Annotated in this window: 12 protein-coding genes; 8 read left to right on the forward strand and 4 right to left on the reverse strand. The window is 72.1% G+C overall.

Going from position 1 to position 15,075, the window contains the following annotated elements; genetic code table 11:
- Window position 1: 1 nt before the first annotated feature.
- From nuoL to nuoN, 3 genes are read left to right on the forward strand one after another with little or no spacing between them, the layout of a single operon-like run.
- Window positions 2-1,897, forward strand: coding sequence for an NADH-quinone oxidoreductase subunit L (gene nuoL, locus ACFY61_RS12715; RefSeq protein WP_389470664.1), 1,896 nt, complete (start codon window positions 2-4; stop codon window positions 1,895-1,897).
- A gap of 1 nt (window position 1,898) precedes the next feature.
- Window positions 1,899-3,485: an NADH-quinone oxidoreductase subunit M gene (locus ACFY61_RS12720; RefSeq protein WP_389470666.1), complete on the forward strand. Its 1,587-nt coding sequence runs from the start codon at window positions 1,899-1,901 to the stop codon at window positions 3,483-3,485.
- Window positions 3,482-5,116 carry an NADH-quinone oxidoreductase subunit NuoN gene (nuoN, locus tag ACFY61_RS12725; protein WP_389470669.1) on the forward strand — a complete coding sequence of 545 codons (1,635 nt, stop codon included), beginning with the start codon at window positions 3,482-3,484 and terminating at the stop codon, window positions 5,114-5,116. Before ACFY61_RS12720 ends, nuoN begins: the two co-directional genes overlap by 4 nt.
- A gap of 77 nt (window positions 5,117-5,193) precedes the next feature.
- Here nuoN and ACFY61_RS12730 read toward each other — a convergent pair whose 3' ends face one another.
- Together ACFY61_RS12730 and fahA are read right to left on the reverse strand one after the other, a co-directional pair.
- Window positions 5,194-5,811 carry a hypothetical protein gene (locus tag ACFY61_RS12730; RefSeq protein WP_389470671.1) on the reverse strand — a complete coding sequence of 206 codons (618 nt, stop codon included), beginning with the start codon at window positions 5,809-5,811 and terminating at the stop codon, window positions 5,194-5,196.
- A 100-nt stretch (window positions 5,812-5,911) separates the two neighbouring features.
- Window positions 5,912-7,135 (reverse strand): fumarylacetoacetase, encoded by a 1,224-nt coding sequence (fahA, locus tag ACFY61_RS12735; protein WP_389470674.1) that lies wholly within the window; start codon window positions 7,133-7,135, stop codon window positions 5,912-5,914.
- Window positions 7,136-7,291: 156 nt separating this feature from the next.
- Here fahA and ACFY61_RS12740 point away from each other — a divergent pair, with 156 nt between their 5' ends.
- Window positions 7,292-8,098 (forward strand): HAD family hydrolase, encoded by an 807-nt coding sequence (locus tag ACFY61_RS12740; protein ID WP_389470676.1) that lies wholly within the window; start codon window positions 7,292-7,294, stop codon window positions 8,096-8,098.
- A 152-nt stretch (window positions 8,099-8,250) separates the two neighbouring features.
- Here the strand turns inward: ACFY61_RS12740 and ACFY61_RS12745 are convergent, their stop codons facing one another.
- Window positions 8,251-10,230, reverse strand: a complete 1,980-nt coding sequence (locus tag ACFY61_RS12745; RefSeq protein WP_389470679.1) for a CocE/NonD family hydrolase — start codon at window positions 10,228-10,230, stop codon at window positions 8,251-8,253.
- Between the two features lie 299 nt (window positions 10,231-10,529).
- On the opposite strand from ACFY61_RS12745, the gene ACFY61_RS12750 reads away from it, so the two are divergent.
- The 4 genes from ACFY61_RS12750 to ACFY61_RS12765 all read left to right on the forward strand — a co-directional run bounded on the left by ACFY61_RS12750 (window position 10,530) and on the right by ACFY61_RS12765 (window position 13,744).
- Window positions 10,530-11,540 (forward strand): polyprenyl synthetase family protein, encoded by a 1,011-nt coding sequence (locus ACFY61_RS12750; protein WP_389470682.1) that lies wholly within the window; start codon window positions 10,530-10,532, stop codon window positions 11,538-11,540.
- Window positions 11,541-11,806: 266 nt separating this feature from the next.
- Window positions 11,807-13,003: an outer membrane lipoprotein carrier protein LolA gene (locus ACFY61_RS12755; RefSeq protein ID WP_389470685.1), complete on the forward strand. Its 1,197-nt coding sequence runs from the start codon at window positions 11,807-11,809 to the stop codon at window positions 13,001-13,003.
- Window positions 13,004-13,109: 106 nt separating this feature from the next.
- Window positions 13,110-13,313 (forward strand): plasmid partition protein ParG, encoded by a 204-nt coding sequence (locus ACFY61_RS12760; RefSeq protein WP_389470688.1) that lies wholly within the window; start codon window positions 13,110-13,112, stop codon window positions 13,311-13,313.
- A complete protein-coding gene (locus ACFY61_RS12765) occupies window positions 13,310-13,744 on the forward strand; it encodes a hypothetical protein (protein ID WP_389470691.1) in 435 nt (144 codons plus the stop codon). Before ACFY61_RS12760 ends, ACFY61_RS12765 begins: the two co-directional genes overlap by 4 nt.
- Here ACFY61_RS12765 and ACFY61_RS12770 read toward each other — a convergent pair.
- On the reverse strand, window positions 13,734-15,050 hold the full coding sequence (locus ACFY61_RS12770) for a M28 family metallopeptidase (RefSeq protein ID WP_389470693.1): 1,317 nt from the start codon (window positions 15,048-15,050) through the stop codon (window positions 13,734-13,736). The genes ACFY61_RS12765 and ACFY61_RS12770 overlap by 11 nt on opposite strands.
- Window positions 15,051-15,075 lie beyond the last annotated feature (25 nt).

Here is a 15,075-nt window from a genome sequence, read left to right on the forward strand (position 1 = left end):
CGTGGAGAACCTGATTGCGCTGCTGGTCGCGGCGCCCCTGCTCGGGGCGGCGGTGCTGCTCTGCGGCGGCCGGCGCCTCGACCGGGCCGGGCACTGGCTCGGCACCCTGCTGGCCGCCGTCTCCTTCGGGATCGGCGTGGCCCTGTTCACCGACATGCTCGGGCGGACCGCGGACGACCGCACCCTGACCCAGCACCTGTTCAGCTGGATCCCCGTCGAGGGCTTCCAGGCGGACGTCGCCTTCCAGCTGGACCAGCTGTCGATGACCTTCGTCCTGCTGATCTCCGGCGTGGGCACCCTCATCCACCTGTACTCCGTCGGGTACATGGAGCACGACGAGCGGCGCCGCCGCTTCTTCGGCTACCTCAACCTCTTCCTCGCGGCGATGCTGCTGCTGGTCCTCGCCGACAACTACCTCCTGCTGTACGTCGGCTGGGAGGGCGTCGGCCTCGCCTCGTACCTGCTGATCGGCTTCTGGCAGCACAAGCCCAGCGCGGCCACCGCCGCCAAGAAGGCCTTCCTGGTCAACCGGGTCGGCGACATGGGCCTGTCCATCGCGATCATGCTGATGTTCACCACCTTCGGCACCTTCGCCTTCGGCCCGGTGCTGAGCTCCGTGGGGGAGACCTCCGAGGGCACGCTCACGGCGATCGCGCTGATGCTGCTGCTGGCCGCCTGCGGCAAGTCGGCCCAGGTCCCGCTGCAGTCCTGGCTCGGGGACGCGATGGAGGGCCCGACCCCCGTCTCGGCCCTGATCCACGCGGCGACCATGGTCACCGCCGGCGTCTACCTGATCGTCCGGTCCGCGGCCGTCTTCAACGGCGCGCCCGACGCCCAGCTGGTCGTCACCATCGTCGGCGCGGTCACGCTGCTCTTCGGTGCGATCGTCGGTTGCGCGAAGGACGACATCAAGAAGGCGCTGGCCGGCTCGACCATGTCGCAGATCGGCTACATGGTGCTCGCCGCCGGCCTCGGCCCGATCGGCTACGTCTTCGCCATCATGCACCTGGTCACGCACGGCTTCTTCAAGGCCGGGCTGTTCCTCGGGGCCGGCTCGGTCATGCACGGCATGAACGACGAGGTCGACATGCGCAAGTACGGGGCCCTGCGGAAGTACATGCCGGTCACCTTCGTCACCTTCGGCCTGGGCTACCTCGCGATCATCGGCTTCCCCGGCCTGTCCGGCTTCTTCTCCAAGGACAAGATCATCGAGGCGGCCTTCGCGAAGGGCGGCACCGAGGGCTGGATCCTCGGCGGCGTCGCCCTGCTGGGCGCCGCCATCACCGCCTTCTACATGACCCGCGTGATGCTGATGACCTTCTTCGGCGAGAAGCGCTGGCAGCCCGACGAGCACGGCCACGAGCCGCACCCGCACGAGTCGCCGAAGTCGATGACCGTCCCGATGATCATCCTGGCCTTCGGTTCGGTCTTCGCCGGCGGCCTGTTCTCCATCGGCGACCGCTTCCTGAACTGGCTGGAGCCGGTCACCGGCTACGAGCACGGCCACCCGCCCATCGGCGCCGCGGCCGTCACCGCGGCCACCGTCGTCGCCCTGCTCGTCGGCGTCGGCATCGCCTGGGCCCAGTACGGCCGCAAGCCGGTCCCGGTCGTCGCCCCGCGCGGCAGCCTCGCCACCCGGGCGGCCCGGCGGGACCTGTACCAGGACGACTTCAACCACGTCGTGCTGGTGCGCGGCGGCGAGCACCTGACCCGCTCGCTGGTCTACGTCGACCACACCATGGTCGACGGCGTGGTCAACGGCACGGCCGCCTCGGTCGGCGGACTGTCGGGCCGGCTGCGCAAGCTGCAGAACGGCTACGCCCGCTCGTACGCGGTGTCGATGTTCGGGGGCACGGCGATCCTCATCGCCGCGACCCTGCTGATGAGGGCGGTGTGACATGGACTTCCCGCTTCTGACGGTCACGGCCGCGGTCCCCGCGGCCGGAGCGGTCCTCACGGCGGCCGTACCGGCCGCCCGCCGGACCGCCGCCAAGTGGCTGGCGCTGCTGGTCTCGCTCGCCACCCTGGCGCTGGCCGTGCTGATCGCCGTCCGCTTCGAACCCGGCGGCGCCCGCTACCAGCTCACCGAGTCGCACGCCTGGATCCCGGACTTCGGGGTCAGCTACGAACTGGGCGTGGACGGCATCGGGGTGGCGCTGATCGCGCTGACGGCGCTGCTGATCCCGTTCGTGATCGCGGCCGGCTGGCACGACGCCGACCCGCTGGAGACCTCCTCGAAGAGGTGGCGCCCGACCCAGGGCTTCTTCGCCCTGATCCTGATGGTCGAGGCGATGGTGATCATCTCCTTCGCCGCCACCGACGTCTTCGTCTTCTACATCTTCTTCGAAGCCATGCTGATCCCGATGTACTTCCTCATCGGCGGCTTCGGAGACCGGGCGCACGCCGGCACGGACGAGAACGCGGCCGCCCAGCGGTCGTACGCCGCGGTCAAGTTCCTCCTCTACAACCTGGCCGGCGGACTGATCATGCTGGCCGCCGTCATCGGGCTGTACGTGGTCGCCGGGACCTTCTCCCTCACGGAGATCGCCGACCTGCGCGCCGCCGGCAAGCTCGACATGGCCGTCAACACCGAACGGCTGCTGTTCCTCGGCTTCTTCTTCGCCTTCGCGGTGAAGGCGCCGCTGTGGCCGCTGCACACCTGGCTGCCCAACGCCATGGGCGAGTCCACCGCCCCGGTCGCCGTACTGATCACCGCGGTGGTCGACAAGGTCGGCACCTTCGCGATGCTCCGCTTCTGCCTCGGCCTGTTCCCCGAGGCCAGCAAGTGGGCCACCCCGGTCGTCCTGGTCCTCGCCCTGATCAGCATCGTCTACGGCGCGCTGCTCGCCGTGGGTCAGCGGGACATCAAGCGGCTGGTCGCCTACGCCTCGATCTCGCACTTCGGCTTCATCATCCTGGGCATCTTCGCGATGACCTCCCAGGGCCAGTCCGGCGCCACCCTCTACATGGTCAACCACGGCCTGTCGACGGCGGCCCTGATGCTGGTGGCCGGCTTCCTGATCTCCCGGCGCGGCTCCCGGCTCATCGCCGACTACGGCGGTGTGCAGAAGGTCGCCCCGGTGCTCGCGGGCACCTTCCTCATCGGCGGCCTCGCCACCCTCTCGCTGCCGGGCCTGGCCCCGTTCGTGAGCGAGTTCCTGGTCCTGGTCGGCACCTTCGCCCGCTACCCCGTCGCCGGCATCGTCGCCACCTTCGGCATCGTGCTGGCCGCGCTTTACACCCTGGTGCTCTACCAGCGCACCATGACCGGGCCGGTCAGGGAGGAGGTCCGGGCCATGCCCGACCTGCGCCTGCGGGAGCTGCTGGTGGTGGGCCCGCTGATCGCCCTGCTCCTGTTCCTCGGCGTCTACCCGAAGCCGCTGACCGACATCGTCAACCCGGCGGTCGAACACACCATGTCCGACGTCAAGCAGAAGGACCCGGCACCCGCGGTGCCCATCGACAGCGTGGAGGCGGCGAAGTGAGCGCAGTGAACGTGCTGGGCGCCGACGCGATCGACCGGATCCCCACACCGCACATCGAGTACGCCCAGCTGGCACCCACCCTCATCGTGGTGGGCGCGGCGATCCTCGGCGTCCTCGTCGAGGCCTTCGTACCGCGCAGGTCCCGCTACCCCGTCCAGGTGTTCCTCACCGTCGCCGCGCTCGCCTCGGCCTTCGCGGCCGTGGTCGCCCTCGCGGCCGGCGGGTACGGCACCACCAAGGCGCAGATCGCCGCGATGGGCGCCATCGCGGTGGACGGCCCCGCGCTGTTCCTCCAGGGCACGATCCTGCTGGCCTCGGTGGTCGCCGTGTTCACCTTCGCCGAGCGCCACCTCGACCCGAAGGCCCACGGCAAGCGGGTGGACTCCTTCGCCGCGCAGGCGGCGTCCGTGCCCGGCAGCGAGAGCGAACGGGCCGCGGTCAAGGCCGGCTTCACCACCACCGAGGTCTTCCCGCTGGCCCTGTTCGCCGTCGCGGGCATGCTGATCTTCCCGGCGGCCAACGACCTGCTGACGCTGTTCATCGCCCTGGAGGTGTTCTCCCTCCCGCTGTACCTGCTCTGCGCCCTCGCCCGCCGGCAGCGGCTGATCTCGCAGGAGGCCGCGGTCAAGTACTTCCTGCTGGGCGCGTTCTCCTCCGCCTTCCTCCTCTTCGGCATCGCCCTGCTGTACGGCTACGCGGGCTCCGTCTCGTACGCCGTGATCGCCGACGTGGTCGACGGCACGGTCACCGCCATGGACCCGGCGCTCGCCGCCACCATGGGCAACGACGTGCTGCTGCTGATCGGCGGGGCGCTGATCCTGATGGGCCTGCTGTTCAAGGTCGGTGCCGTCCCGTTCCACATGTGGACCCCGGACGTGTACCAGGGCGCCCCCACCCCGGTCACCGGCTTCATGGCCGCCGCGACCAAGGTGGCCGCCTTCGGCGCGCTGCTCCGCCTGCTGTACGTGGTGCTGCCGGGCCTGCGCTGGGACTGGCGCCCGGTGATGTGGGGCGTGGCGATCGTGACCATGCTGGCCGGTGCGGTCATCGCCGTCACCCAGACCGACGTCAAGCGGCTCCTGGCGTACTCGTCGATCGCGCACGCCGGGTTCATCCTGGCCGGTGTGATCGCCACGACGCAGGAGGGCGTCTCCTCGGTCCTCTTCTACCTGGCGGCCTACTCCTTCGTGACCATCGGCGCCTTCGCCGTCGTCACGCTGGTGCGGGACGCGGGCGGGGAGGCCACCCACCTGTCCAAGTGGGCGGGACTGGGCCGTCGTTCCCCGCTGACCGCCGCGGTGTTCGCGGTGTTCCTGCTGGCCTTCGCCGGCATCCCGCTGACCTCGGGCTTCACCGGCAAGTTCGCGGTGTTCAAGGCCGCGGCCGAGGGCGGCGCGGGTGCGCTGGTGGTGGTCGGCGTGGTCTCGTCGGCGATCGCCGCGTTCTTCTACGTCCGGGTCATCGTCCTCATGTTCTTCAGCGAGCCGAAGGAGGACGGCCCGACGGTCGCGGTGCCCTCGCCGCTGACGATGACGACCATCGCGGTCGGTGTCGCCGTCACCCTGGTGCTGGGCGTGGCCCCGCAGTACTTCCTGGACCTGGCGGGCCAGGCCGGTACGTTCGTCCGCTGATCCGGCGGCCGCACACGCCGCAGGGCCCGGTACCCCTCGGGTGAGGGGGGCCGGGCCCTGCGGCGTGTGCGGCGCGCTCAGTGGGCGTGGCCGTGGCCGGGCGCGGGGGTGGCCGGGACGGCGGGCTTCTTGGCCCCGGGGCAGGTGACGTCCGGGTTCCAGTTGTGGAAGCGGCCGGCCGGGTTCTTCTTGTACGCCCACAGGTGCAGGTCGTAGTGCTTGGGGTTGCCAGCCCAGTGGCCCGGCATCGGACCGTCGAAGGGCAGCCCGAACATCGACGGCCGGTCCTCCTTGGTCGTCAGGTCCTGGTCCTTGTCGGACACCATCCACTCCACCGCGTACAGCCGGCGCTTGCCGTGCCTGTCCTTGTCCGGGCTGTAGACGAGGGCGGTCGGCCTGCGGGGGTCCGTGGAGCCCCAGTTGGCGGCCTTGACGTAGTGGTAGCCCATGGCGCCGGCGCCGAACGGGTTGTTCAGGCACTCCCCGTGCGGGACGTAGCCGTCCTTGACCGCCTGCGCCTCGTCCACGTACCTGGCCGTCACGCGGATGGCGGTGGCCAGGTCGCGCATCGCCCGGGTGTTCCGGGGGTCGGGGGCCGGCCCCTCGACCGCCACGGCGGCGGGGGAGAGGACCGGGACCAGGGCGAGGGCCACGGTCGCGGCGGCGAGGGCCGGCGGGCGGGCGGGCATGGGCATGGCGGCTCCTCCGCGGTCGGGTGCGGCGTCTGACGAACACCATGCGCGGAGCCCGTTCCGGCCCGCCACGCGGGCGGGCCGGACGGATGAACCGGGGGGCCTAACGGGCGGCGACGATCCGGCCGGTGACCTCGCCCAGGCCGATCCGGGTGCCGTCCGGGCCGGGGGCCCAGGCGGTGAGGGTGACGGTGTCCCCGTCCTCAAGGAAGGTCCGCTTGCCCTCGCCGAGCTCGATCGCGTCCCGGCCGTTCCAGGTCAGCTCCAGCAGGGAACCGCGCTGGCCGACCTCGGGGCCGCTGACCGTGCCGGAGCCGTAGACGTCGCCGGTGCGCAGGGAGGCGCCGTTGACGGTCATGTGGGCGAGCTGCTGGGCGGCCGTCCAGTACATGCTGGCGAACGGCGGGTGGGCGACCTCCTGCCCGTTGATGGCGACGGTGATGCGCAGGTCGTAGCCGGCCGGCTCGGTGTCGGCGTCGTCGAGGTAGGGCAGCAGGGGGAAGGTGCGCGCGGGGGGCGTGGTCCTGGCGTCGTCCAGGGCGTCCAGGGGGGTCACCCAGGCGGAGACGGAGGTGGCGAAGGACTTGCCGAGGAAGGGGCCGAGCGGCACGTACTCCCAGGCCTGGATGTCGCGCGCGGACCAGTCGTTGAGCAGGAACAGCCCGAAGACGTGGTCGCGGAAGTCGCCCAGCGCGACCGGCCTGCCGAGTTCGGTGGGGGTGCCGACGACGAAACCGACCTCGGCCTCGATGTCGAGCTTGACGCTCGGGCCGAAGACGGGGGCGGGGTCGGTGGGTGCCTTCCGCTGCCCGGAGGGCCGTACGACGTCCGTCCCGGACACCACGATGGTGCCGGACCGGCCGTGGTAACCGATGGGCAGGTGCTTCCAGTTGGGGGTGAGCGCGTCGCCGTCCGGCCGGAAGATCCGGCCCACGTTGGTGGCGTGGTGCTCGCTGGCGTAGAAGTCGACGTAGTCGGCGACCTCGTACGGCAGGTGCAGGGTCACCGCGTCCAGCGGGAGCAGGTGCGGTTCGACGGCGGAGCGGTGCGCGGGATCGGTCACCCAGGCGGTGAGCTCGCGGCGCACCCCCTGCCATGCGGCGCGGCCGGCTGCGAGCAGCGGGTTGAGGGAGGCGGCCCCGAGCAGGCCGGCGTACGGGGAGCCGAACGCCGCGGCGACGGCACCCGCGTCGAGCACGTGTCCGCCGATCCGCACGCCGATGCGGCGCCGCTCCGCTTCGCCGGCGGTGCTGAACACGCCGTACGGGAGGTTGTGCGGGCCGAACGGATCGCCCTCGGGGACGTCGAGGGGGCTCTGCTGGGGCATGGGGTGCTGCCTCGCTTTCCACGCGGTCCGGGGGTGTCCCGGGTGACACAGTGAGGGTCGATGTGGTTGACACGTTACGTGGCCGGTGGGGCCTGCGGGAGGCCGGATTGGGGCGCTATTTGTAGGACTTGTCCGCGCAGGTCCTATCCTTGCGCCGTGACTCGCGCCCTCCCCTACACCCTGATCGCCACCGACCTGGACGGCACGCTGCTGCGCGCCGGGGACACCGTCTCACCGCGCTCGCACACCGCGCTCGCGCTGGCGCGCGCGGCGGGCGCCCGGCACATCGTGGTCACCGGGCGCCCCGTGCCACAGGTCCGCCACGTCCTGAACGGGCTCGGGTACGGGGGGCTCGCGGTGTGCGGGCAGGGCGCCCAGGTGTACGACGCGGCGCGCGGGCGGATGCTGCACTCCGTGGCGATGGACCGGGAGCTCGCGGAGCTGGCCCTGGGGAAGATCGAGGCGGAGATCGGGGAGGTCTACGCGGCGGTGAACGGGGCGGGCCTGAACGCGGCGATGCTGATAGGGCCGGGCTACCGCATGCCGCACCCGCACCTGGCGACGGTCCGGGTACGGCGCCGCGCGGACCTGTGGGCGGCCCCGATCAACAAGGTGCTGCTCCAGCACCCGGAGCTGGACGACGACGAACTCACGCGGATCGCCCGGCAGGTGGTCGGCGACCTGGTCAACGTGACGATGGCGGGGGAGCACACGGTGGAGCTCCAGCCGCCGGGGGTCTCGAAGGCGACGGGCCTGGCGGTGGCCGCGGCGGAACTCGGCCTGAGCGGGGACGACACGATCGCCTTCGGCGACATGCCGAACGACGTGCCGATGTTCACGTGGGCGGCGCACGGGGTGGCGATGGCCACGTCGCACCCCGAACTGCTGGCGGTGGCCGACGAGGTGACCCTCTCGTGCGACGAGGACGGCATCGCAACGGTCCTGGAACGCCTCTACGCCTGACGCGGCCCCCGCGCCTCAATCGCCGGCGGGGCTGGAATTCCCCCGGGCGGCGCCCATCAAGCCCGAGCGGCGTTTGAGCGGGCCCCGCCGGAGGCGCCGGAGGGCCGGCGGGACCGTGGCCGGGGCGGAGCCCGGGCTGCCGGGCGGCAGGGTCAGGTCGCGGCGCGGGGGAAGCGGCGTTCCCAGGTCCGGTGGAACACCACCTCGCCCCCCTCCCGGCACACCACCTCGGACACCGTGGCGAAGCCACCCCCGTCGCACGACACCTCCGACCGCGTCTCCACCCGCACGTCCCACCCCCGCTCCGCCCGGTGCAGCCGGATCCGCCGCTCCGCGCCCGCCCGAGCCGACAGCGGGTCCGCGTCCTGGATCTCGTACACCTCCAGGCCGTCCTCCTCGTACTCCAGGCCGTCCGGGTACACCCACGTGCCCCCGGCCGGCGGCTCGTCCTCCAGCCGCCACACCCCCCGCGCCACGTCCCGGACCACCACCCGCTCCGGCCGGGGGTCGTCGAGCGTCGCCCGGGACGAGACCCCCAGCGGCTCGGCCCGCTCCGGCGGGTCGAAGACCACCCCCGCGTCCTGAGGCGCGGGGCTCCGTACCGGCAGGGACAGCGAGCTGCCCGCCGGGTCCACCGTCCAGCCCGCCTCCGAGCCGGCCCGCGGCCAGACCCACGGCCAGTACGCGGAGGACAGCGCGAGCCGGATCCGGTGCCCCGGCGGGAACGCGTGCCCGGCGCCGCCCAGCTCGAAGGAGACCGCCTCCCACGTGCCCGCCGGCCACGGCTCCGCCCGGTCCCGCCCGGCCCGGGCCGACAGGTTCAGCACGCCCCGGGTCACCAGCGTCGAGGCCCCGTCCGGGGCGACGTCGCACAGCCGGGCGACGACCTGCCCGTACGGCACGTCCATCCGCAGCCGGACGGTGACCGCCGGCCGTCCCAGCACCTCCACCGCACCGCCCTCCGGCACCGGGAACTCGAAGCACGCCGACTTCGCGTCCTCCTCCCGCTGGTCCGGCGGCAGGTCCGCCTCCTCGCCCAGGGGGACGAACCGGCCCGCGTCCAGCCCGGTGTGCTGCGGCGACCGCACCAGGACCGGCGCGCCCCGCAGGGCGTACACGACGGGCCGTACGTGCGGCGAGGGCCAGGCGGGGTCGGCCACCCACCGGCCGGGCAGCTCCGCGTGGACCGTCCGCGGCGGGTGCGCGGCGCTGATCCAGGAACGCAGCAGCGGCGCGTCCATGACCCCGTTGTCCGCGTCCTTCAGCCAGTGGTCCCACCACCGCAGGGTCTCCTGCAGGAAGCCGATCGCGGGGCCGGGTGGCAGCCCGCTGTCCGGGTACTGCCGGGACCACGGCCCGATCAGGCCCCGCACCCGGTCCGCGGGCAGGTGTTCGACCAGCCGGAGCACGGCGTCCCGGTCGGGGTCCTGCCGGCCGCCCACCGCCAGCACGGCCGCGCGGACCGCCCCGTAGTCCTCGCGGACGCTGCCGTGCTTCCAGTACGCGTCCCTGGTCTGGTGCGACAGCCAGGTGTGGACGAGCGGTTCGACCGACTCCAGCCGGTTAAGCCACTGCTCGCGCCAGCCCTCCCCGGCGTACTCGGGGTCCGGCGGCCGGGAGGCGAGGGCGAGCACGGCCGCCGCCCGGGCGTGCAGGCCGACCGCGAGCCCGGCACCGTAGCGGTCGTCGGTGGAGCAGACCGTGACCACGGCCTTCAGCGGCTCGGGCGCCAGCGCCGCGATCTGCAGGGAGTTGCAGCCGCCCCAGGCGATCCCGAACATGCCGACGGAGCCGGTGCACCAGGGCTGGGCGGCCAGCCACTCCACCACCGCGACGCCGTCGGCGAGTTCGCGCGCCGAGTACTCGTCGCCGGGGGCGCCGCCGCTGTTGCCGTGGCCGCGGACGTCGACGCGCACGGAGGCGTACCCGTGCCCGGCGTACCAGGGGTGGCGCTGCCGGTCGCGGGGCGCGGTGCGGTCGGTGAGCCGGTGGGGCAGGTACTCCAGCAGCGCGGGCACGGGCGCTTCGGTGACCGGCCGCCAGACGCGGGCGTACAGCCGGATGCCGTCGCGCATCGGGATGAGCACGTCCTCGTGCCGCGTCTCGTACGGGAACTCGGTACGGATGGTCATCAGTGCTCCCAGACGGGTGGCCGGCGTCGGCTGCCCGGGGCGGCCCGGCCCGGCCGGAAGCAGCCTGCCCGAAGCAGCCGTGGACGAATCACGATCCAGGGGATCAACCGGAAGATATCGCCCTCGCACGAACATACCGGCCTGCTTCGGGCGGCGCGTGGAACGCGGGTCCGGCATGGAGCGCCGGGCGCTCACGGTGATCGAAAATGGACGGGATACGCTGGCTTGAGCGAAGGCAGCGACACATCGACAATCCGGGTGATCGTCACCGTGATCGGCAGCAGACAGGAGTACCCCTCGTGACCGTCGTCGGGCCGTTCGGACTGAGCGTGCGGGACCAGGCTCTTGAGACCGATGTCCAGGCCGGACTGGCCGCCGTGGAGGCGGGTCTGCTGGAGGCCACCAAGAGCGAGGTCCCCTTCATCACCGAGGCAGCGCAGCACCTGGTGCGGGCGGGCGGGAAGCGCTTCCGCCCCCTCCTGGTGATGCTGGCCTCGCGGTTCGGTGACCCCTACGCGCCCGGGATCGTGCCTTCCGCCGTGGTGGTCGAGCTGACCCACCTGGCGACCCTCTACCACGACGACGTCATGGACGAGGCGGAGGTCCGGCGCGGTGTGGCCAGCGCCAACGCCCGCTGGGGCAACTCGGTCGCGGTCCTCACGGGTGACTTCCTGTTCGCCCGCGCCTCGCACATCCTGGCCGACCTCGGCCCCGAGGCCGTCCGCATCCAGGCCGAGGCCTTCGAGCGGCTGGTCACCGGCCAGATCCTGGAGACCGCCGGCCCGCGCGACGGGCGGGACCCGGTCGAGCACTACCTCGACGTCATGGCCGGCAAGACCGGCTCGCTGGTCGCCGTCTCCTGCCGGTTCGGCGCCCTGATGTCCGGTGCCGACGAGCAGGCCGTCGACATCCTGACCCAGTACGGCGAGCGGCTCGGCCTCGCCTTCCAGCTGGCCGACGACGTCCTCGACGTCGCCTCCGACAGCCACGAGTCGGGCAAGACCCCGGGCACCGACCTGCGCGAGGGCATCCCGACGCTGCCGGTGCTGCGGCTGCGCGAGATGGCGGCCCGCGACGGGGATCCCGCGGACCTCGACCTCGTCCGCCTGCTCGACAGCGACCTGACGGACGACGCCAGGCACGCGGAGGCCCTCGCCCGGCTGCGCGTGCACCCGGCCCTGGAGCAGGCGCGGCGGGACACCGTCCGGTACGCGGAGGAGGCGCGGGCCACGCTGGCCCCGCTGCCGGAGTGCTTCGCGAAGTCGGCGCTGCAGGAGCTCTGCGACGCGGTGGTCCACCGGGCCGGCTAGCCGACCGGCCGACAGGCTGACAGGCCGACTGGACGGACTGGACGGACCGACCCGGACCGAACGGACCGAACGGGCCCTTCCGACCCCTACGGGATGGGGGAGGAAGGGCCTTTCCGTGTCATCCCACGGTCGTACGCGGAGTTGGCTCCCGGGACTGACGCGCGCGACGGGCCCGGTTTGGTCAGATGGGTGCATCAACCCCCACCGGATCGGGTGAGCGCGGCGACACGGGGGCGCCGCCGTGGACACAGAGGGCAGGCACTGAGATGGCACCGAACACCAAGACTTCCCGCAAGGCAGCCCGGTACGCCGTACCGGTGGCCGTGCTCGGCGTGGTCGGCGCGACCGTCGCGCTGGTACCGGCCTTCGCCAACGCGGGTGGTCCGGATCTGCCGAAGGTGACGGCACAGGAGCTGGTCGAGAAGATCGCCGCCTCGGACGTGGAGCAGCTCTCCGGCACCGCCAAGATCAGCACGGACCTGGGGCTGCCCAAGCTGGCGAGCGGCCTGCTGGGCGGCGGCGGCATGTCGGGCGGCTCCGCCGACCCCGAGGACAAGCTGGCCCAGCTGGCGGCCGGCACGCACACGGTGAAGGTCGCGGCCGACGGCCCGGACCGCCAGAAGCTGACCTTCCTGGACGGCAAGGACGAGTACAGCCTCGTCCACAACGGCAAGGACGTGTGGGGCTACGACTCCAAGTCCGGCGAGGTCTTCCACGAGACGACAGAGGAGGCCGGCCCGGCCGCCAAGGACCGCAAGACCGCGGACCGGCTGCCGGCCACGCCCAAGCAGCTGGCCGAGGAGGCCCTGGCGGCCGCCGGGACGACCACCGAGGTCAGCGTGGGCGGCACCGCGCAGGTCGCCGGCCGGGACGCCTACCAACTGGTCCTCAAGCCCAAGCAGTCCGGCTCCACCGTCGGTTCGGTGCAGATCGCGGTCGACGCGAAGAACGGCGTGCCGCTGCGCTTCCAGCTGCTGTCCGGCCAGGGCGGCAAGCCGATCGTCGAAGCCGGCTTCACCCAGGTCGACTTCGGCAAGCCCGCTGCCGGCACCTTCGACTTCACCCCGCCCAAGGGCGCCAAGGTGACCGAGGGCGGCCGGGACCACGGCAAGGACGCCGGCAAGGGCGACGAGGGCTTCAAGGGCCTGGAGGCCATCCCCGGCCTGGAGGGGCTGACCGGCGGGGCGAACGGCGGCGAGGTGAAGGTCCTCGGCGAGGGCTGGGCCTCGGTCGCCCGCATCGACTCCGGCGCCGGCCTGAAGGAGCTGGAGAACGACAAGAACGCGCCGAAGGAGGCCAAGCAGTTCCTGGACTCCCTCGGCGACAAGGTCAGCGGCTCCTTCGGTGAGGGCCGGGTGTTCTTCACGCGCCTGGTCAACGCCCTGGTCACCGACGACGGCAAGGTGTACGTCGGTGCCGTGACCAGGGACCAGCTGGTCAGGACGGCCGGCGCCGACAAGTAGGCGGAGCGGACGCGCCGATGACCGGGGTGGCCGGGGACCTGTGTCCCCGGCCACCCTTTCGCCGTTCCCGTTCTGCGTACAGCGCCCCCGCTGTACGGTGAACGACATGTCGAGACACGTCACCATCCGCCTGGACGAAGAGTTCCACGAACGCCTCAAGGCGCGCGCGGCGGCGCTGGGTACGACGGTCACCGCGATGATCACCGAGGTCACCGAGCGCGAACTGGACGAGGACCGGCAGGACTTCCTCTCCGGTATCGAGGAGTTCGCCGTGCACTGGGGCTACTTCCAGGAGCGGTTCGGCAATTGAAGATCACCATGGAGTGGGCCTGGACGGCGCTGGCCCACCATCTGCCCTCCGACCCGGCGGTGTGGGACCCCTCCGGGGTGGCCGCCGCCGTCGCCCGGCACCAGAACGACCTGGTGCTGGTCCCGGAGCAGCCGGCCCCCGACACCGCCTGGCGCGCCGCCGCCTTCCTGCACACCCTCGCGGTGTGCCCGGCGCTCGAGTCCCCGATGAACGAGTTCTACGCGGCCGCGGCCACCCGCTCGTACCTGCGTGTGGCCGGGGCCAGGCAACTGCCGTCGCCGGAGGTGCTGGGCGATCTGGTGGAGGCCGCGAAGAAGGGCCGTGCGGACGTCGCCGCGGTCGCCGAGGAACTCCGCGCCCAGATCCAGGAGCCGCCGCCGGTGCTGCACGGCGACGGCTCCGACGAGGGCGGGACCGGGATCAGAAGGTGATCTTCCAGCTGTTGATGTAGCCGACGTCCTGCGCGGCCGTGTCCTTCACCTGGAGCTTCCAGGTGCCGTTGGCCACCTCGGAGGAGGCGTTGACGGTGTAGGACTGGACGAGGTTGTCGGCGCTGCCACCGCTGCGGTTGTGCAGGTTGTAGACCGTGCCGTCGGGCGCGACCAGGTCGACCACCAGGTCACCGCGGTAGGTGTGGACGATGTTCACGTCCACCTTGGTGGTGGCCGGCGCGTTGCCCGGGACCCCCGAGGCGGTGATCGGCGAGGTCACCGCGGCACCCGGGGAGTCGGGGATGGTCACGTCCGTGGTGTTCTCGAACGACGGGCCCGGCGGGACCGGGGTGGCCGCGCCCAGGTTCCAGACCGCGTAGGCGATGGCGTCGCTGTTGCGGTCCAGTGCGGTGTCGTTGATGTTCGCCGTGGTGTCGCAGGAGGAGTGGTAGCAGCGGTCGAAGGCCTGCCCGGCCGTACCGCCCCACTTCTGCGCCTGGGCCGAGGTCTTGGTGCGGCTGGCCCCGGTGAACAGACCGCCGACCGGGATGCCCACGTTCTTGAAGGAGGCGTGGTCGGAGCGGCCGTCGCCCTCGGTCTCGATCTCGGTCGGGACGCCGATCCCGGTGAAGTAGTCCTTGAAGGTCTGCTCGATCGCCGGGTCGTCGTCGTAGACGAAGTAGCCCGGGTTCGGCGAGCCGATCATGTCGAAGTTCAGGTACCCGGAGATCTTCGACCGCTCCGCGGCGGGCAGGTTGTTCACGTAGTGCTTCGACCCGACCAGGCCCAGCTCCTCCGCACCCCACCAGCCGAAACGCAGGTGCTTGGTGGGCTGCAGCTGCGCCCTGGAGACGGCGAGAGCGGTCTCCAGGACGGCCGCCGAACCGGAGCCGTTGTCGTTGATGCCGGGGCCCGAGCTGACACCGTCCAGGTGCGAGCCGGCCATCAGGACCGAGTTCGGGCCGCCGCCGGGCCAGTCCGCGATCAGGTTGTAGCCGGTCGAACCGTTGTACGTGAACGTCTGCAGGGTGGTGGTGTACCCGGCCGCGTCCAGCTTCGCCTTCACGTAGTCGATCGAGGCCTTGTAGCCGGCCCGGCCGTGGGCGCGGTTGCCCCCGTTGTTGGTGGCGATGGTCTGCAGCTGGGTGAGGTGCGCCTTGACGTTGGCGACCGGGATGTCCGGCGGTGTGGGGGCGGCGGCCGCGGCCGTGGGCGCGGCGAGCGCGGAGGGGGCGGTGGCGGCGATCAGGCCACCGACGGCGAGGGCGGCGACAGCCGCGAGACGCCGGGGAACGGACAGGCTCATGTGGGGGCTCCGGGATTCCGAACGG

The organism is Streptomyces sp. NPDC012888, from assembly GCF_042900645.1.
Classification (GTDB): Bacteria; Actinomycetota; Actinomycetes; order Streptomycetales; family Streptomycetaceae; genus Streptomyces.